At 63.3% G+C, this 19,000-nt stretch carries 16 protein-coding genes; 1 reads left to right on the top strand and 15 read right to left on the bottom strand.

Annotation, left to right across the window (positions count from 1 at the left end; all coding sequences use genetic code 11):
* Positions 1-46: 46 nt before the first annotated feature.
* From AC57B6_RS35870 to AC57B6_RS35810, 13 genes are all read right to left on the bottom strand, one after another.
* On the bottom strand, positions 47-901 hold the full coding sequence (locus tag AC57B6_RS35870) for a MetQ/NlpA family ABC transporter substrate-binding protein (protein ID WP_183798058.1): 855 nt from the start codon (positions 899-901) through the stop codon (positions 47-49).
* Between the two features lie 95 nt (positions 902-996).
* Positions 997-2,046, bottom strand: a complete 1,050-nt coding sequence (locus tag AC57B6_RS35865; protein ID WP_491563006.1) for an aldo/keto reductase — start codon at positions 2,044-2,046, stop codon at positions 997-999.
* Between the two features lie 38 nt (positions 2,047-2,084).
* Positions 2,085-3,713, bottom strand: coding sequence for an ABC transporter substrate-binding protein (locus tag AC57B6_RS35860; protein WP_183797912.1), 1,629 nt, complete (start codon positions 3,711-3,713; stop codon positions 2,085-2,087).
* 56 nt (positions 3,714-3,769) lie between these two features.
* On the bottom strand, positions 3,770-4,828 hold the full coding sequence (locus AC57B6_RS35855; protein WP_496423092.1) for an ABC transporter substrate-binding protein: 1,059 nt from the start codon (positions 4,826-4,828) through the stop codon (positions 3,770-3,772).
* Positions 4,829-4,855: 27 nt separating this feature from the next.
* Positions 4,856-6,070, bottom strand: a complete 1,215-nt coding sequence (locus tag AC57B6_RS35850) for an LLM class flavin-dependent oxidoreductase (RefSeq protein WP_198793624.1) — start codon at positions 6,068-6,070, stop codon at positions 4,856-4,858.
* 313 nt (positions 6,071-6,383) lie between these two features.
* Entirely contained in the window at positions 6,384-7,625 is a 1,242-nt protein-coding gene (locus AC57B6_RS35845) for an SfnB family sulfur acquisition oxidoreductase (protein ID WP_496423091.1), read from the bottom strand.
* Between the two features lie 59 nt (positions 7,626-7,684).
* Positions 7,685-8,632: a TauD/TfdA dioxygenase family protein gene (locus AC57B6_RS35840; RefSeq protein WP_178368671.1), complete on the bottom strand. Its 948-nt coding sequence runs from the start codon at positions 8,630-8,632 to the stop codon at positions 7,685-7,687.
* Positions 8,629-10,020, bottom strand: a complete 1,392-nt coding sequence (locus tag AC57B6_RS35835; RefSeq protein ID WP_252889005.1) for an LLM class flavin-dependent oxidoreductase — start codon at positions 10,018-10,020, stop codon at positions 8,629-8,631. Before AC57B6_RS35835 ends, AC57B6_RS35840 begins: the two co-directional genes overlap by 4 nt.
* A gap of 46 nt (positions 10,021-10,066) precedes the next feature.
* Entirely contained in the window at positions 10,067-10,933 is an 867-nt protein-coding gene (locus tag AC57B6_RS35830; protein WP_144193570.1) for an ABC transporter ATP-binding protein, read from the bottom strand.
* Positions 10,934-11,044: 111 nt separating this feature from the next.
* Positions 11,045-11,926 carry an ABC transporter permease gene (locus AC57B6_RS35825; RefSeq protein WP_496423090.1) on the bottom strand — a complete coding sequence of 294 codons (882 nt, stop codon included), beginning with the start codon at positions 11,924-11,926 and terminating at the stop codon, positions 11,045-11,047.
* Positions 11,927-11,968: 42 nt separating this feature from the next.
* Entirely contained in the window at positions 11,969-12,823 is an 855-nt protein-coding gene (locus AC57B6_RS35820; RefSeq protein WP_496423089.1) for an ABC transporter permease, read from the bottom strand.
* A gap of 17 nt (positions 12,824-12,840) precedes the next feature.
* Complete coding sequence (locus AC57B6_RS35815; protein WP_216751065.1) at positions 12,841-13,908, bottom strand: ABC transporter substrate-binding protein; 1,068 nt, start codon at positions 13,906-13,908, stop codon at positions 12,841-12,843.
* A gap of 262 nt (positions 13,909-14,170) precedes the next feature.
* Entirely contained in the window at positions 14,171-15,310 is a 1,140-nt protein-coding gene (locus AC57B6_RS35810; protein ID WP_496423088.1) for an alpha-hydroxy acid oxidase, read from the bottom strand.
* Positions 15,311-15,429: 119 nt separating this feature from the next.
* On the opposite strand from AC57B6_RS35810, the gene AC57B6_RS35805 reads away from it, so the two are divergent.
* A complete protein-coding gene (locus AC57B6_RS35805) occupies positions 15,430-16,263 on the top strand; it encodes an IclR family transcriptional regulator (RefSeq protein WP_028199781.1) in 834 nt (277 codons plus the stop codon).
* A 48-nt stretch (positions 16,264-16,311) separates the two neighbouring features.
* Here the strand turns inward: AC57B6_RS35805 and dapA are convergent, their stop codons facing one another.
* Both dapA and AC57B6_RS35795 read right to left on the bottom strand, forming a co-directional pair.
* Positions 16,312-17,217 carry a 4-hydroxy-tetrahydrodipicolinate synthase gene (dapA, locus tag AC57B6_RS35800; RefSeq protein WP_496423087.1) on the bottom strand — a complete coding sequence of 302 codons (906 nt, stop codon included), beginning with the start codon at positions 17,215-17,217 and terminating at the stop codon, positions 16,312-16,314.
* A gap of 25 nt (positions 17,218-17,242) precedes the next feature.
* Positions 17,243-18,934, bottom strand: coding sequence for an ABC transporter permease subunit (locus AC57B6_RS35795; protein WP_244207554.1), 1,692 nt, complete (start codon positions 18,932-18,934; stop codon positions 17,243-17,245).
* Positions 18,935-19,000 lie beyond the last annotated feature (66 nt).

Genomic DNA, 19,000 nt, shown 5'->3' with positions numbered 1-19,000 from the left:
AGCAGGGCGGCTGGCCGATGCCGCCCTCGCTATCCCTCAAGCGGTCTCACTCGTTGCCGAAGTACGCCGGCAAGCGAAAGCCGTCATAGAAGCGATTGCCGCGAATCGCACGCTGGAAATCCGCCGATTGATACGCCTGCACGATGTCCTGCGTCGCACGCGTATTGCGGTTGCTTGCCTTGACGACGACCTGATTGATATACGGCGGCGTCATCTCTTCAAGCGCCAACGCATCGGTCAGTTTGTGGCCGCTGAAAATCGCGAAATTGCCCTGAATCGCGGCGTAATCGACATCGTCGAGTGCGCGCGGCGCCTGTGCCGATTCAAGCGGAACGATCTTGATACCGGCCGGGTTGGCGATCACGTCGCGCTCGGTTACGTCGACAGGATTCGGGTTCGGCTTGATCCTGATCCAGCCGATGCGCTGGAGAATTTTCAGCGCGCGCTCCAGATTGACCGGGTCGTTCGGTACCGCGACACGCGCGCCGGGTTTCACCTCCGCCAGTGAGCGATGTTTGTTCGAGTAGAGTCCCATCGGCGGCGTAGGCACCTGCACTACGCCCACCAGATCGGTACCGTTGCGATCGTTATACGACTTCAGATAGACCTCGTGCTGCATCACGTCGGCGATGATCTCGCCGCGATACACCGCCTGATTCGCTTCGAGCCCGGTACTGAACTCGACGTATTTGATCGCGTAGCCTTTCTTGCGCAATTGCGGTTCGACGCCCGCTTTGAATTCGTCCGCGTACGGGCCGGGCACGAAACCGACCCGCAACTCCTGCGCAGTACCGCCGGTATCCGCGCCGTAGGCGGTGAGCGTAGTGAGCGTGGCGGCCAGCAGGAAAGCGCCGGCTAGGCGTCGCCTGAGCGACGAACGTGCTGCGATGGTTCGGGACATGATGATTTCGCTTTGGGCGGCCCAGGCCGCCGTGGTGCCGGCGGAAAGAAAGGCCAGCGAGGTTTGCAGGAACTGACGACGCTCGAAGCTCATGGCTATCCCTGCTGAACGGCGGCTAGCGCGTCCTGCGCTGCCCCATGCCGCGGGAGCCGGCCGAAGAACGGGTGACCCGGATCGTTGAAGCCCGGCGTGGAAGGATGGCCGCTCGTGACGAGCGAGTCGACGAATGCTTCGTCTTCTGTGGTCAATTGATAACGCAGTGCCGGCAGATAGTCCTGCCATTGCGCTTCAGTACGTGGGCCGGCGATGGTCGAACTGATGTAGCGGCTATTGAGCACCCAGGCGAGCGCGAATTGCCCTGCGGAAAGCCTGCGCGCTTCGGCATGCTCGCGTACGCGGCGCGCGAGTTCGAGCGATTCGGGGCGCCACTCGGTCTGTTGCAGGCGCCGGTCGCTGCGGCCCGCGCGGGTGTCGGACGCGGGCGTCGCACCCGGCTCGTACTTGCCGGTCAGCACACCGCGCGCCAACGGGCTATACGAAATCACACCGAGCCCATAGCGGTGCGCGGCCGTCAATTGCTCGGCTTCGGCCTGGCGATTGGCGATGTTGTAGAGCGGCTGGCTCGCTACGGGCGCATCGAGTCCGAGCACCTGTGCGGTATGACTGAATTCGGCAATCCTCCACGCGCGATGGTTCGACAAACCGTAGTAACGCAGCTTGCCTGCCTGGATCAGATCGTTGAGCGCACGCACGGTTTCTTCGACCGGCGTCTCGTGATCTTCGCGATGAATGTAGAGCAGATCGATGTAATCGGTATTCAGGCGCCTGAGGCTTGCCTCGACGGCCCGCACGATATGTTTGCGTGACGCGCCGCGCGCGTTGACGTCGCTGCTGTCCAGCGGATTGGCGAACTTGGTGGCGAGCACCCAGCGCTCGCGCTGCGCGGCGATGCTGCGGCCGACCACGCGTTCGGATTCGCCCTTGCCGTAGACGTCCGCGGTATCGATCGAGTTGACGCCCTGCTCGTGGGCCTGATCGATGATGCGCGCGGAGGTCGCTTCGTCGGTCGGGCCGCCGAACATCATCGTGCCGAGCGTGAGTGTCGAGACCTTGATACCGCTGCGGCCGAGTTGTCTGTATTCCATGTGAGTCGGACTCCGTGAGAATGTAAGTCGAAAAAGGTTTAGCGTTGCAGCCAGACGTCGGCGAAACTGGCCGAGACGCCGTCGGGCGAGGTCGTATGGTTGTGCACCGCGCGCGAATAGACGGTCAGGTACTGCGGCGCCACGAGATTGATGTCCGGCAGATCGCGTTCGAGAATCCGTTGAATCTGCGCGAACAACGCCTTGCGCTTCGCTTCATCGGTTTCTTCGGCGACCTGGGCGAACAGCTGATCGATTTCCGGATTGCTGTAATGGGAGCCGTTGGTAAAGGGCACGCCACGCCGGAAATTATTGGTCGTGTAGAGACGGGCCACGCCGACCACGGGGTCGAACAGATTGCTCATCCCGTTGATGCTTAAATCGAAATCGCGGTCGGTGTAGATTCGCTTCAGGTAGGCGGGCAGATCCTGACTGCGCACGGTGATGGCAATGCCGATGCGAGCCAATGCCGATTTGACGTAAGCGGCGGTGCGGGTGGGCAGATCGCCGATCGGCAATGGGTCGACCGTCAGCGCGAAACGTGTGCCGTCGGCCTTGCGTGGATAGCCCGCTTCGTCGAGCAACGCGTTGGCGCGCTCCACATTGAACGGATAGGGCGTAGGCGTGGGGTCGTAGTAGGGATTCGACGGAATGATCGGACTCGCGAGCGGCGTCGCGTAGCCGTAGTAGATCACCTTGCGGATCACTTCGCGATCCAGCGCCGAGGCGATCGCCTGGCGCACCTTCGGATTCTTCAGCACCGGGTTGTCGAGATTGAACTCGATACGCGATACCCCCGCCTGAAACTCGTAACCGCGTGTCTCGAGCCCCAGCTTCGGGTTGCTTTTCAGGCGTTCGAGATCGGACAGCGGCACGGGCGAATCGCCGCTCAGATCCGCTGAGCCGTCTTCGAATGCGACGGTGCGGGCGGCGGGGTCGTTGATCACCTTGACGACAATGCGATCGAGCCAGGGCTTGCCCTTGTCCCAGTAGTCGTCGTTGCGCACGTACTCGATATAGCTGCCGCGTACCCATTTGACGAAGCGAAATGGCCCGGTGCCGATCGGCGCGTTATTGGCGGGATTGGTCAGTACGTCGGTGCCGTCGTAGATATGCTTCGGCACGATCGGCGTTTCCGACGACGAAAACGCCTTGATCAGATAGGGCGCCGGCTTCGACAGCGTAATGACAACGGTGTAGGGGTCCGGCGTTGCGACGTCGGTGACATTGGCGAAAGTGGTCTTCGCACGCGGGTGGACTTGCCTCAGCGTCTGGATCGAGTACGCGACGTCCGCGGAAGTAAAGGGCTTGCCGTCCTGCCATTTCACGCCGTGGCGCAGATGGAAAACGTATTTACGACTGTCGTCGCTGACTTCCCACGAGGTGGCGAGCGACGGCCTGGGTTGGAACTTGAAGTCGTATTCGAGCAGTCCTTCGACGACCTTCGGACTGACCTTCAGCACATTGGTCGCGGTGGTAGCCAGATCGACGAGGGCAGTCGGCTCCGGCGTGACGATGAAGTTGAGCGTGCCGCCGCGAGTTTGTGCGTGCGCAAACGGGCTCGATAGCGCGCTCGATAGCGCGACGACGAGCGTGAGCGCCCATCCGGATGCGAGCTTGAACAGCTGGCCGCGGCGGCATGGCGCCGCCTGCGAGGTGACATGTGCCATCGTTGGATTGGGTGAAAAAAGAGAGTGGTGCGAAACGAGCGCAAACCGAAGCGGACTCAAACCGAAGCGGTCAGCGCCTGCCGTCGTGCGAGCGCTGCGCGAAGGGGCGTGGGGTCTACCCAGGCGTCGAAATCAAAGTCCGAGGGAATGAAGCCCCATGTGAACAGAAAGCGTTTGAAGTCGGCGAGCGCGGCCAGCGCCTGGGGATCGAGTCCGATCGTCAGTTGCCGGTGCAGACCGCCCGGGTACGCACGCTCGACCCAATGCTCGGCGCTGCGCGTTTCGCGCGCAACGTACCGCGCCACGTCGCCGGCGTGATCGGCGGCCCATGCGCCGGTGTCCAGCGTGCGCGCCAGTACGCGTTCGACTAGGTCGGGGCGCTCGCGCAGCAGTTGCGCATCCACGGTCAGCGGGCGTGGCGTGCCGTTATTCGCGTGCAATGCCCGGTTGGGCTGGGCGCTGATGTCGACCAGAATCCTGGCGTTGAGCAGGTTGGTAATATCGAGTCCCGTCGCGCCTTTGACGAACACGACGTCGGCTTCACCGCGCAGCAGCGCCGCGGCTTCACGCGCGAATTCGTGCGAGCGTTGCGCATCGAGCCAGTCGGCGAGCGGGGCATCGGTGGCGGGTTTCGCGTCTTCAAGGCTGCGTGGAGTGTGCGGCAGATCGACCAGATCGATGTCTTCGAGTTGCACACCCAGCACGCCGAGCAGCGAAGAAAAACCGCGCAAGGCGGTCGCGCGATGAAAATCGACCACGCTCGCGCGAGTGTTGAGCGGGAAGCCAAAGCGGCGTCCGGCAAGAGATTCGGGGCTCGTGTCGAGGTGCCGGTCCAGCGTGATCAGCGCCTGGAATTCATCCACCCAGCTCAAGGCGATCAACCGTGTGTCGCTGCCCTGGGCACGTGCCCAAAGCGCGGGAATATTGCCGCCCTGGCGGAACGACCAGGGTTGCGTGTGCGTGAAATGCGAGCGGCGGATCTGCACGTCGTCGGCATCCTGCAACGCCTTGACGTCGATGCCGTCGGCAGCGAATTCCTCTTCCAGCCAGCCTTTTTGCGCGGCAATGCCGAACGGCGTGGGGGCGGGGCAGCGCGTATACCAAAGTCGGCTCATCCGATCACCTCTGTGTTTTGTTTGTCATCAGTACCGCAAGCCGGCTTCGCGCAACAGCGGCAGCACGCGCTCGCCGAAGAAATCGAGGTCCGGCTGAAAATCGAAGAAGCTCAATTGCACGCCGTCGACGCCGGCCTGATGCAAGCGCACGATGTAGTCGGCGATCTGCTGCGGCGAGCCGACGATCGAGATGTTGCCGCCCACCGCGCGCGAAGCCGCCTGATTACGCTGTTCCGCGTTGCCGCGCCACGCATGGGCATCGCTTTCGAAGCGGTGGAAACTGCCCTCGTCGCCGTGTGCGACGATCGCGTCGCGATAGGCAAGCGCCTCGGCCTCTGTCTCGCGGCAGATCACCATCGGATTGATCAACGTGCGAATCTTGCGGCCGTGTTGCGCCGCTGCGGCTTTCACACGCGCCGTGTGAGCCGGCAACGCGGCCAGCGCGCCCTCGATCTCGGAGCCGGCGGGGCTCGTGATGAACACGATGTCCGAGTACCGCGCAGCGAAATCGATGCCGGCATCCGAGCCGGTCGCATTGACGAGCAGCGGACGCCCATAACGCGGCTTTGGCGTGACGAAGGCCTTGTCCAGCTTCCACGAGGAAAGCTCGGGCGCGAAGCTGAAGTTCTCCGTTTGCGCCCACAGTTGCTGAACGGCGTCGAGAAACTCGGCGGCAAGTTCATAGCGCCGGTCATGTTCGATACGCTGCCAGCCGAACATTTCGTGCTCGATGGCGCGATGACCGGTGACGACGTTGATGCCCCAGCGGCCTTTCGAAATGTGATCGAGCGTCGCGGTGAACTTCGCGAAATGCAGCGGATGCCAGGGACCATAAAGCACATGGCTGGTGGCGACCAGGATGATTCGCTCGGTACGCGCGGTCATCGCGGCGAGCGACATGAAGGAGTCCAGCGCCTCGCCGTTGAATACGCCGCCATAGCCACCCTTCGGCAGCCATTGCGACAAAGCGAAGACGAGATCGAAGCCTAACGCCTCGGCCTTCTGCACAAGTGCCAGGTTGTAATCGAATGACCAGTCGGTGGTGCGTGCAAGTGTCGAAGCGCTCCAGCCGCCCGCCTGAATCGGCAGGAACAGTCCGAGCAGCAGGGGCTCCTCCAGTGCGCGCGAGACGGGGCTATCCGCGAATGTGGCAGGCGAGCGGACCGGAACGAAAGGGGACGCGTCGCGCGTCGCGTCGGTGGAAGCCGGCGCGGCGGGCGATGCGGACGAGGGCGCGGTCAGAGTTGATTGAGTCACAGGGAATATCCGTGCCGACCGTATGACGGGGCGTGTGTTCGATGAAGCGGCCTGGGAAATCGCTGTGCGCGGCTCAGTCAACCGCTGGCGCACACGGTGCGAGGACTTAAGTGTCTGCAGTAAATCACGCGAGAGTTGGCAATGCAAAACAACGAATTCTGCTATTCATTCGAGATGCGGAACGATGCGGCGATAGGCATGCCACAGCGTGTTTGCTGTATGTGAAAACGCCGGTTTCGTCTCACTGTTGACGGCGATGTTGCCCAACCAGGTCTGCATGCTTCCGGCTGTGGTACGTTCAGGTCTGTCCACTACTGGGTGGTCTGACGCCGTTGAGATAAAAGTTGCCGACGGCGGCGTATTTCCAGCGCACCGGGTCGTGCAGGGTATGAACCTGTGCGTCGCGCCAATGCCGGTCGAGATTGAATGACGGATGCGTCGAGCGGGTGCCCGCCAGATCGAACAACCGGTTGCTGGCCTGGATCGCGATTTCCGTTGTCAACGCCTTGGCTTCGGCCACGGCGATCGACGCCTTGGCAAGCGAGTCGGGTTGCGGGTCGTCGAGGCATAGGTCGATCTCGTGTCCGGCGCGGTCGAGCATGGCCTCGGCCGCGTGCAACCGGGTCTTCAGTTCGCCGAGCTGGAAGATGACATACGGATCGGAATGGATCGGCCCTGTCGGCGGCGTGGACGGATTGGACGCACGTTGCCGGATGAAGGCGATCGTCGCGTCGAGGGCGGCGCGTGCGATACCCGCATCGATTCCGGCGTGACTGATCTGCGTGATGGCGTTTTGCGGCCATTCTTCGTAGCTTCGGTAGATCGGCAGGACGTTGAGCGCGGGTACCCATACGTTGTCGAAGATGACCGTTCCGCTCGCGGTGGTCTTCTGACCGAAACTCTCCCAATCGTCGACGATGTTCATCCCCGGATGTCCTGCAGGCACGATCGCCACGATCCGGCGGCCCTGTTCATCCTGACCGATCGTCGAGACATAGTCGGCAAACAGGGCGCCGGTTGCATAGAGCTTGCGGCCGGACAGGCGATAACCGGCTTCGTCCGGTGTAATGCTCATCCGGGGGCCGGGAACCGGCGGTGGGCCCGCATCGACGTTGGCGTTGCCGAAGCGCGCACCGCGCAGGATCGCACCGAGAAAATGGGCACGTTGTTGTTCGCTGCCGGTTTTCCAGAGCCAGAACACGGCGCTGTTATGGTTCTGCTGGATTTGCGCGATCGACGGATCGGCCGCGGCAAGAATCGCGAACGCGCGCCCGACCGTGACATAGGAGACCTGGGCGCCGCCGTAGGCCTTGGGCACGGTCATTGCCCAAAGTCCCGCTTGCGAACAGGCGTTCAGTTCGTCGAGCGGCAACCTGCGCTCCCGGTCGCGGCGCGCGGCATCCACGGCGAAGCGGCTGGCGAGATTCTGCGCGATGCCGATCGCCTCGGCGTCGGAGGTGATGATGTGGGCGGGTGGATAGGAGCGAGTTGCGGCCGCCGGGTGTTCGGCGGCCGCAACGGGTGAAGCCTGCAGAGTCATCAGTAGCTCCGGGGGACCCGGTAGGGAAGAGGTAGAGATAGAGGTCGAGGGCGCGGTACTCAGTTCAACGCGACTGCGGCAGCGGCGCTTACCGGCGAGCCTTCGACCGCCACCGAGGGCGTGCCGTCCGGCCCCACCGGCACGTCGCCGACCAGCGTGGTGCGATACAACTGCCGGTCGAAGTCGAGATCGAAAATATCGGTCGGGGCGAGGTGAGCCGTCGCGCGGTTGTCCCAGAAGGCGACGCTGCCGGCCTCCCATCTGAAACGCACCGTGAATTCCGGCCGTGTTACATGTTCCCAGAGCAGTTCGAGCAGCACCTGGCTCTCGCGCGGCGTCACGCCGACGATCGACTTCAGGAAGCTCGGGCTCACATACAGTGCCCGCTCGCCGGTCTCCGGATGCACTCTGACGAGCGGATGTTCGGTGACGAGAATGCGTTGCTCGACGGCTTTCACAAACGCCTCCGTACCGCTCGCACCGGCAGGCGGCGTGAAACGATGCAGCCCGCGCAAACCGTCGACGAACGCGCGCAACGGTGCGGAGAGCTTCTGATACGCGGCCACGAGGCTGGTCCACTGCGTGTCGCCGCCGTAAGGCGGAATCGTCACGCCGCGCAGGATCGAGGCCCAGGGCGGATTGACCGCGGCGGTTACGTCCGTATGCCAGCCGGTCCAGGGGCGTTGCAGCGTTTGCCCCTCGAAACGCGTGGCCTTGCGATACTTGGAGATCGAATAGATCTCCGGGTGGCCCTCGACATGGCCGAACACCGGATGCCCCACGGTCAGCTCGCCGAACTGCGCCGAGAACGCGACGTGTTGTTCGTGCGTCAGGAATTGCTCGCGAAAGAACACGACGCGCCATTTGAGCAGCGCCGCGCGAATCTCCGCGACCTGCCGCGCGTCCAGTTTCCGCGTGAGATCGACACCGTGAATCTCGGCGCCGATATGCGCGGAAAGCGGGTGAACCTGAATCGATTGTGTTTCCTGCAATGCGGCTGCGCTCATGCGATGCTCCTGGCGAAAGAGAACGTGGCGGGCGGCTGTTTTGCCACGTCGGTATAACGGTTGGCAGGTCGCGGCAGTCCGAGATTCTCGCGCAGCGTGCGTCCCTCGTATTCGGTGCGGAAAAGTCCACGCCGTTGCAGTTCCGGCACTACCAGTTCGGCGAACTCGGTCAGGCCGCCCGGCAGCCACGGCGACATGATGTTGAAGCCATCGGCGCCTTCTTCTTCGAACCATTGCTGCAACTGGTCCGCGATGCTTTGCGGCGTGCCGACTACCTGCTGATGACCGCGCGCGCCGGCAATACGCAGGTACAGATCGCGAATGGTCAGGTTTTCGCGCCGCGCGAGATCGAACAACAGCCGTTGGCGGCTCTTGCCGCCGTTGGTTTCCGGCAGTTCGGGCAACGGGCCGTCGACGGGGTACTGAGACAGGTCCACGCCGCCCGACATATTCGACAGCAGCGACAGGCCCACAGTCGGATGGATCAGGTCCTGCAGCGCGGCGAATTTCGCGTCGGCTTCCTCCTGGGTGCGGCCGATGATCGGGAAAATGCCCGGCATGATCTTCAGATGATCCGGCGCACGGCCATATTTCGCGAGACGGCCTTTGACGTCGCGATAGAACGACTGCGCTTCATCGAGCGTCTGATGCGCGACGAAGATCACCTCCGCGGTTTGCGCCGCGAGTTCGCGTCCCGCCTCCGATGCGCCGGCCTGCACCACAACCGGCCACCCCTGCGGCGAACGCGCGACGTTCAGCGGACCGCGCACCTTGAAGTGCTTGCCGGCGTGATTGAGCACATGCAGCTTGTCCGGGTCGAAATAGATGCCGCTTTCCTTGTCGCGGATAAATGCATCGTCTTCCCAGCTATCCCACAGGCCGGCGACCACGTCGTAGAACTCGCGCGCGCGTTCATAGCGGATCGCGTGCTCCGGATGGCGTTCGAAACTGAAATTGAGCGCCTCGGATTCGGTGCTCGACGTGACGAGATTCCAGCCCGAGCGTCCGCCGCTCAGATGATCGAGCGACGCGAATTTGCGAGCGAGGTTATACGGTTCGTTGAATGTCGTGGAGACGGTTGCGATCAGCCCGACGTGTTTAGTCACGACCGAAAGCGCGGACAGCAGCGTCAACGGTTCAAAATGATCGGCGCGCGCCGTGCGCGATAGTGCGGGCAGATTCGTGTCCCGCACGCTCACGCTGTCGGCGAAAAATACCGCATCGAATTTGGCGCGCTCCGCGATCTGCGCAAGTTCCGCATAGTGTGCGAAGTCGAGTCCGCCACTCGCGTGCGCATCCGGATGTCGCCATGCGGCGATATGGTGGCCTGTCTCCATCAGGAAAGCGCCCAGTTTGATCTGCCGCTTCTGCTGATTTTCACCGCTCATCATTTGCTCCGTGAAGGGTTTATAGGTATGGGAAATGCGGTGCACCTCACCACGCGAGCCGCCATTCGGTGATCGACGGACTCGCGACCGGAATGCGCGTGCCGCCGTGCGGCGGTTCGTCTTCATGAGGGTCGCGGCGCGCGCCGTCGTGTTCGGCGAAATCGGCCAGTACCTCGTCGCGCAAACGAATGAAGCGGGGATCGTTACGCTCGCGTGGACGCGGCAAGGCCACGTCGACAATCCGTTTGATGCGACCGGGACGCGGCGCCATCGTGACGACGCGGTCGCCGAGATAGAGCGCCTCGTCGACGTCGTGCGTGACGAGAATCATCGTGATGCGCTCGTGTTCCCAGATGCGTTGCAGTTCGTTCTGCAAGCGGCCGCGCGTGAGCGCGTCGAGCGCGCCGAACGGTTCGTCGAGCAGCAGGACGCGCGGACGGTTCACGAGACCGCGGGCGATCGCCACGCGTTGCGCCATGCCGCCCGACAACTGATGCGGATACGCATTTTCGAAGCCTTTCAGGCCGACGAGTTCGATGTGCTGCGCGACCGCATCGCGTTTTTCGCGCACTGACAGCGGCGCATTGCGCAACGCGGCGAGAATGTTTTGCGACGCCGTGAGCCACGGAAACAGTCGATGATCCTGAAACACGATGCCGCGTTCGAGCGACGTATCGCGGACCTTTTCGCCGGCAACGACGATATCGCCGATGTAATCGCTATCCAGTCCCGCGATCAGACGTAGCAAGGTCGACTTGCCGCAACCGCTGGACCCGACCACGCTGACGAATTCGCCGGGACGCACCCGCAGGCTGATATCGTCGAGTACCGCGAGCGGGGTGCCGTCCTGCTGCGCATAGCGTTTGCTGACGTGGAGAATGTCGATGCTTTCGGCAAGCGTGGAAGAAGTCATGGGTGGACCTTGATCTGTGTTCGGGGCAAATACGGTGCGCGTTTGGTACGTTTTCGGTGTGGGTTCGGTGTATCCGCGGCGCGCCCTCGGTGAATCGCGAATACGGCGTGTCTATCGTGCCGGCACCTGTGAGCGGCGCGCAAAGATCGCTCGTTCCGCCGCGCGCGCCAGGGCGTTCAGCGCCCAGCCGGTCACCCCGACCACGATCACGCCGAACAGCACCAGATCCATGCGGAACTGTTCGCTGCCGTCGATCAGCGTATTGCCGATTCCGCTGCCCGCCACCAGCAGATATTCCGCGCCGAGCGTGGCAAGCCACGAATAGATCAGCGCGAGATAGATGCCGGTGAAAATCGACGGCAGCGCGGCCGGCAGAATGACCGCGCGGATCAATTGCCAGCGCGAATAGCGGAATGCGCGCGCGACTTCGATATAGGCGCGCGGTACTGCGTGAATGCCGTCGCAGGTGTGCGCGGCGACCGGCAGCAAGGCCGCGAGCGAGAGGAACACGACTTTGGCCGCGTCGCCAAGGCCGAACCACACGGAAATGAGCGGAATCCATGCGAACAGCGAGATCTGTTTGAACGTGTCGAAACTCGGGCCGATCATGCGCGTGGCGAGACGCGAGAAACCGAGCGCGCTGCCAAGCAGCAGGCCGCCCAGCGTGCCGATCACGAAGCCGCTGGCTTCGCGCGCGAGCGACGCGGAGAGGGCCCTGAACAGCGCGCCGCTGACAATCTGCTGCCAGGCGGTGGCCAGCACCTGCGCGGGGCTGACCAGCAGACCGCTTTTGCTCAGGTGCGCTTGCGTGACAGCCCACCAGATTGCAATGGCGACGACCGGCAAGACGGCGCCGCGCCAGTCGACGCGTGTGAGCAGCGGCCGGCGTGGCCGCGCGGCGCGCTGGAAGGAGGCGGGCACGTTAGCGCAGTCGCAGGACGCAGGTGTTGCCTGCTTCACGCCCGAGCTGCGCTTGAAAAGAGCAAGACTCATCGTAGATACCTCACAAGCGATGCATGGCAGCGTTTGGCGCCATTACTCGCGAAACGCCGACGGTTGACCGCGCCGCAAACGCGCTTCGAGTGCGTCGAGCAAACGATTCATCGCGTAACCAATTGCGCCGACCACCACCACCGACGCCATCACCAGATCGAGCTGAAACAACTGCCGGCCGTAGACGATCAGATAGCCAAGCCCTTCGGACGAGGCCACCAGTTCGACCACTACCAGCGCGAGCCAGGCTTTGGTGAACGCAAGCCGTACGCCGGTGGCAAGCGTCGGCACGGCCGCGGGCAGCACGAGATAAACGATTCGTTGCCAGCCGCTGTATTCGAATACGCGTGCGACTTCATCGAGCGACGCGGGGGGCTGGCGGAATCCTTGCAGCGTGCTCAACGTCACGGGCACCAGCGCGGCATGCGCGATCAGAATGTATTTGAGCGGCTCGCCTACACCGACGAGCAGCAGCAGAAACGGCAGCCAGCCGAGCACCGGAATCTGCACGAGCGCATTGAAGCTCGGCAACACGTACGCTTCGAAGGTGCGAGACAGGCCGAGCGCCGCGCCAAGCGCAAAACCGAGCAGGGTGCCCGCGGCGAAACCGAACAGCACGCGTTGCAGACTGATCAGCGTGTTGCTGACCAGGTCGCCACTCTTCGCAAGCTCGACGAACGTGTCGAACACGCGCTCGGGCGGAGGCAGGATCTGCGGCGCGATCCAGCCGCGCTCGCAACCGATGCTCCACAAGGCGAACAGGACCGCCGGCAATACCCACGGCGCGAGCCGCCAGGCGAGGGCGCGCAAGCGTGCATTGCGATAGAGTGGCGCGCGCGGCGCCGCGGCAGCGTGGCCGAGCCGGTCGCGCTCGACATGGAGGGCGGTTTCGCTCATCGTGATCGCTTCCGTTTTTAGCTTAGCGGCTTGCCGGCGGCGTCGTAGCGCGTCCAGTAGTGGTCGAGTTGTTGCGTGCGTAGCGCGTTGTCGAGATATTTCGTCTCGAACCAGTTGTCGACCTGGACCGGCTGACGGATCAGTTTGAGTTTCAGTGCATCCGCGGCGACCGCCTTATAGCGCGCGACGATGAACGGGTCGATCAACGGCGAGTTGCGGTCCTTCAGGCTTTGATTCGCGAATTCGGCCTGCCACGAGGAATAGGACACGCCGCTTCTGGCCCACAGCTTGAAGAGGGCGTCGCGGTTCGCTTCGTCGGACGACCATTGCGCGCCTTTGACGACTACGTTGACGACGCGTTGCACGATATCCGGATGCGCGCGGTCGAAGTCGTCGAGCACCAGCAGATGCGCCTGACGGGTGAATTGCGGCCCGTCGTTCTGCGATTCGTAGACGATCTTCGCGAGGCCCTGGTCGCGCAACTTGTACAGGTGGTAATCGTTGACCGACGCGTCGATTCCTTTGGACGCCAGCGCGGCGAGCGAACTCGCGGAGTCGAGATTGATCACGCGCAGATCCCGCTCGTCGAGTTGATTGGCTGCGAGCGCATTGTCCGCGACGAGCTGCAGATTGGTGCCGCGAAAGATCGATACGCGCCGGCCTTTCAGGTCTTTGATCGAGCGAATGTCCGAATCCGGAGGCACGGCGATCTTGACGCCGGAGCGTACGCCCGAGGCGAGCAGCAGGCGCGTCTTCAAGCCGTTGGCGCGGCCGAGCACCGCGGGCAGATCGCCCTGGTAGGCGAAGTCGAGTGAATTGTTGGCGATCGCTTCGTTGACGGCGGGGCCGGCGCCTTTGAAGAACAGCCACTCGACCTTGATGCCGTCAGCGGCGAATTCTTTCTCTAGCGACTGCTGCAACTGCACCGTCGCGGCAGGCGATCCGCCAAAGGTTGGCGGATCGCCGTTGCCTTGTTGCGCGACGCCGATGCGGATCACCGCCGGCTTGTCGGCATAGGCGTGAACCGCGGCGAGCGACAGGGCCGCCACGGCGAAGAAAGATTTCAGCAGACGGAAATAGCGCATGCGGCAATACCAGTCGAATGAGGGGAGTGGGCTGAAAATGCTCAGGTGGGCAAACAGCCGGCACTACAAGTTAGATTCGCGGGCGTCTGAATCCAACCAATCATTGCTGATAAGAAAATCTGCGGTAGTTCGAACCACACCGCGTGAATGGCGCCGCGCGGCACTTGTGGTGTGCAAGTGCGCGTTTTCCCGATTTGCATAGTTGAATTCGTCGTTTGGCCGTGACGAATTGCATGGCTACCATGCGACGCTCATGGGACACTCATGCGGCGCGCTCGACCAGCCCCGGTTGCAGTTGAGCGAGTGCGCTACATCCCAGCAGGCGCATGGCGATATGCATCTCCTGCAGCATCAGGGCCAGCACCTCCTTGACGCCGGCGCCGCCGCGCGAAGCCAGACCGTAAAGCGGCGCGCGTCCAAGCAGGACACCACGGGCGCCCAGAGAAACGGCTTTCAATGCATCGCTGCCGCGCCGCACGCCGCCGTCGACGAAAACATCGAGACGGTTCCCCACGGCTTCGGCGACGTCCGGCAACAGTTCGAGCGGCGCGAACGTGCTGCCCAATTGCCGTCCGCCGTGATTCGACAGCACGATCCCATCCGTTCCATGGGCGAGCGCCAGCAATGCGTCGTCGCGCCCCTGGATGCCTTTCACGATCAGCTTGCCGCTCCAGTGCCGCCGGACCCATTCGAGATCCGTCCAGCCGAGCGTCAAGTCCATCTGCCGGCTGAGCATGGCGGCGTGACGTGACAGATCGGCCCGCTCGCCGACGCTGCGCGCGATGTTTTTCAACTGCGGCGAACCATGGCGCGCCATCTGCCAGCACCAGTGCGGATGGCGCATGCAATCGGCGATGAGCCGCGGCGATAGCCGTAAAGGCAGCGCGAAGCCGTTGCGGGTGTCGTGATCGCGTTTGCCGTGCACCGGCACATCCACCGTCAGGACCAGTGTGGAAAAGCCTGCCGCGCTCGCGCGCCGCATCAGGTCTTCTGCAATACCGCGATCCTGCTGCACGTAGAGCTGCATCCACAGGTCGCCGCGCGGCGCGGCGGCGCGCACGTCTTCGAGCAGGGAGGTGGAGGCGGTCGACAGAACGAAGGGCAACCCTGCCTCGCTCGCGGCGTGGGCGAGCAGTTCGTCGGCACGCGGCCAGAACAGGCCGTTCAGGCCGGTCGGCCCGACGATCAACGGGGCGGCCGCCTCGCGTCCAAAAAACTGCGTGGCGCTGGAGCAGCACGACACGTCGGTCAGCACACGCGGTTTGAAGAGCCACTGACGGTAAGCCTCGGCATTGCGGCGCAACGCGTCGCCGTCCTCGGCGCCGCCGTCGAGATAGTCGAAGGCAAGGCGCGGCAGACGTTTCCGGGCGGCGATCCGATAATCGGCTACGCATGAAAGCATGAATGCTCCACAGACTTCAAATATGCTGCTGTTGTCCGATTCAATCGCATTACAATCGAGATAACTGCTATTCGATCTTCTCGATCTGTTCGATTCGCCTTAAGGGCCGCGCTACCACCATGTCAGAACACGCCAGAGGCACAGTCCGCAAGACCAGGGCGGCTGAACCGGAGACACCGCGCTCGTCGCTATTCGTCGGCTCGACCGCGAAGGCGTTTCAGGTATTGCACGCGTTCGACGGGCCGAACCGCCACATGACCCTCGTCGATATCGCGCGAGCCTCCGGCCTCGATCGCAGCGCTACGCAGCGTCTCGTGCATACGCTGGAAGCGCTCGGTTATCTGTACCGCGTGCCCGACACTCGCAACTACGGCCTCACGACGAAAGTGCTGCAGTTCTCCTACAACTACGTGCGTGCCAACGAGCTCATCGACAAGGCTTCACCGTATCTGCTCGACATCAGCCGGCGGCTTGGCGAGACCACCAATCTGCTGGAACTCGACGGGCATGAGATCGTGTTCGTCGCGCGATTTCCCGGCCAGCATCTGGTGAATATCGACATCGTGGTCGGCGCGCGTTTGCCGGCCATGTTCACCGCTGCCGGCATCGCCATCCTCTCGCGTCTGTCCGACGACCGCGTGCGCGAGATCCTCGCCCAAACGCGCCTCGAACCGCTTACGCACTACACCGAAACCGATCCCGACAAACTGCTCGAACGCGTGCGCAAAGTCGCCCGGCGCGGCTACGCGGTAGTCGAGAACGAAACCGTGCTCGGCGATATTTCCGTTGCCGCGCCGGTGACGGATCACGGCGGCATGGGCGTCGCCGCAATCAATATCTCGGTGCCGACCTCGCGCTGGTCGCGTGAGAAAGTGGAAGCCGAACTCGCGCAGCACGTGCAGGTGGCCGCGACGTCGATCTCGAAGTCGCGGCTCACGGGTTATCAGCGCTGAGCGCTTATTTACTGCTTATTTACCGCTTACTCAGTGCTCGTTGAGCTTTCACGCACGGCGTTCGAACGCGTCGAGCTGCTTTTCCAGTTCGACCCGCAGGTTCGCCGACAACTCCGGTGCGGCCTGCACGAGTGGCGCGAGCATCGTCGGCGCATGCACGCCGATCAGATCCATCACCGATTTCATCGGCCCCGGATTGGTTTCGGCAAACGCCAGGTTCATCAACGGAATCAGCTTGCGGTGCAAGGCCAGCGATTCCTGTGTCCTGCCCTCGGCGGCGAGCCGATAGATCGTTTGCCACGCGCTCGGCAACAGGCTGGCCGTCACCACGATACCGCCGCGCGCGCCCGCCGCGACATGCAGCGGAAACAGCGTGTCCTCGCCGCTCAAGACCGAGAACGATTCGTCGACGCCGGCCACGGTGCGCAGGAAGTGCCACATGTCGGTATTGCACGCCTTCATGCCGATGATCCGCTCATGCTTCGAGAGTTCGTGCAGCACTTCAGGCGCGATCGAAATGCGCGTGCGATACGGAATCTCATAGATCAGGATCGGCAGCGGCGATTCGTCGGCGTAACGCAGGAAGTAGTCGCGAATGCCGCCCTGGGTCGGATTCGTGTAATAGGGCGTCAGCACCAGCAAGCCGTCCGCACCCGCCGCGGCGAATTCCTTGCCGGCCTGCATGGCATCGTGATATCCCGGGTCGAGCACGCCGGCGATTACCGGGATGCTGCTCGCCACTTCCTCGGCGGCGACGCCGGCCATGCGGATGCGTTCGGCACGCGCCAGCGCGCCGTATTCGCCGGTGCCGCCGAGCGGCACGAGGCCGTCCACGCCCTGCTTGAGCAGATAGCGGATCAGGGTGCGGGCCGCGCCGCTGTCGATCGTGTCGTCGGCGTTGACCGGTGTCGGAATGGCCGGCAGAACGCCGCGTAATTGTTGTGCTGAAAGCATGAAGAGTCTCGGTGAATGAATGGGTTCAGGCGGCGAGGCTGCGCCGGCGCAAACGGTCCGCGACCCAGATGAGCGCCGCGATAAAGATGAAGAGGCAGGTCGATACGGCAGCGATGACCGGCGAGATCTGCATCGTGATTTCGTCCCAGAACTGCTTGGGCAAGGTCGTACTGAGACCGCCCGAGGTGAAGAGCGCGATGGTCAGTTCATCGAACGAGGTCGCGAACGCGAACAGGAACGAGGACATCAAACCCGCGCCCAGAATCGGAAAGGTGACGCGGCGCAGGGTGGCCCACGGACGCGCGCCCATGCTCTGCGCGGCGAGATCGAGACGGGTGTCGTAATTGCGCAGCACGGCCATCATCGTGATCACGACGTAGGGTACGGCGACCGTCGTGTGAGCCAGTACCAGGCCGAGCGACGAGCCGACGAGGCCGATCTTCGCGAAGAAATAGAAGATGCCGACCGCGATGATCATGCGCGGCACGACGATCGGCGAGAGCACGAACGCCAGCATGGCCGCCTTGCCGCGCATGCCGCCGCGCACCAGCAGGAATGCGGCGGGCGTACCGATCAGCATCGACAGCAAACCGGTGCCGAGCCCCACCAGCATCGAGCGTGTGATCGCCTGCATCCACAGCGGCGAATCGACGATCTGCCGATACCATTGCAGCGAGAATCCATGCGGCGGCCATGCCAGCCCGGAAGCCGAATCGAACGACAGTGGGATCATCAGGAAGGCCGGTGCGCTGAGAAACACCAGCAGCAGAAACACGATCACGCGCAGCGTCAGGCTTTCGCCGCTGCCCGGCGCATTGCGTTTGCGGCCTGCGCGCGAGCGGGGCAGGATGGCGAGCAAGGCGTCCGTTGCATTGCCGAGCGCGCTTAGGATCAGCTCGCCGAGCTTGCGGCTCCAGCCGCCCGCGCGTGAGCCTTTCGCGCCCGCGCTTTCGCCCGCCATGGTCGAGAGGCCCACCATGCGGTCGTACACCAGGAAGACGACCAGCACGACCGCGAGCAGCAGCACCGAAATCGCGCCGGCAAATCCCCAGTTCAGCGCCTGCATGACCTGATCGATGATCAGTTGGGTGATCATCGTTTGATGGCGGCCGCCCAGCAGCGTCGGCGTGATGAAGAAGCCGATCGCAGTGACGAACACCATCAGCGCGCCGGCCGCGACGCCTGGCAGCGACAGCGGGAAATACACCTTCCAGAACACGGTGCCGGGACGCGCGCCCAGCGTGGCCGCGGCGCTCGGCAGGCGCCGGTCGATGTTCTCCATGACCGACAGCATGGTCAGCACCGCGAGCGGCATCAGCGCATGCACCATGCCGACGATCACGCTGGAAAAGTGATAGAGCAGGCTCAGCGGTGCGTCGATGATGCCGAGTTTGAGCAGCAGTTGATTGATGACGCCGTTGCGCCCGAGCAGCACGACCCATGCAAAGGTGCGCACGAGAAAGCTGGTCCAGAACGACAGCAGGACCCAGAACAGCAGGCGGTTCTTGCGTGCCCGGCTCGCGGACGAAATCAGATACGCGATCGGATAACCGGTCAGCACCGAGAAGAACGTGGTCCATAGCGACACTTTCAGCGTGATCAGCAGTACGTCCACATACACGGACGACGCGAAGAGCCGCTTGTATTCGATCAGCGTGAAGCCGGCGTCGTTGTGAATGCTGAGCAGCAGGAGCTGGCCGACCGGATAGACCAGCATCACAAGCAGCAATACGACGAGCGGCGCGCCTTTCGCGCCGGGCTTCAGCCACGCGCGCCAGGCGGC

It is taken from the genome of Paraburkholderia sp. BGA-UO-ETr-F12 (assembly GCF_059567945.1).
Note: the sequence above shows the minus strand (reverse complement) of the source record. Positions and strands in the feature narration are given on the sequence as shown.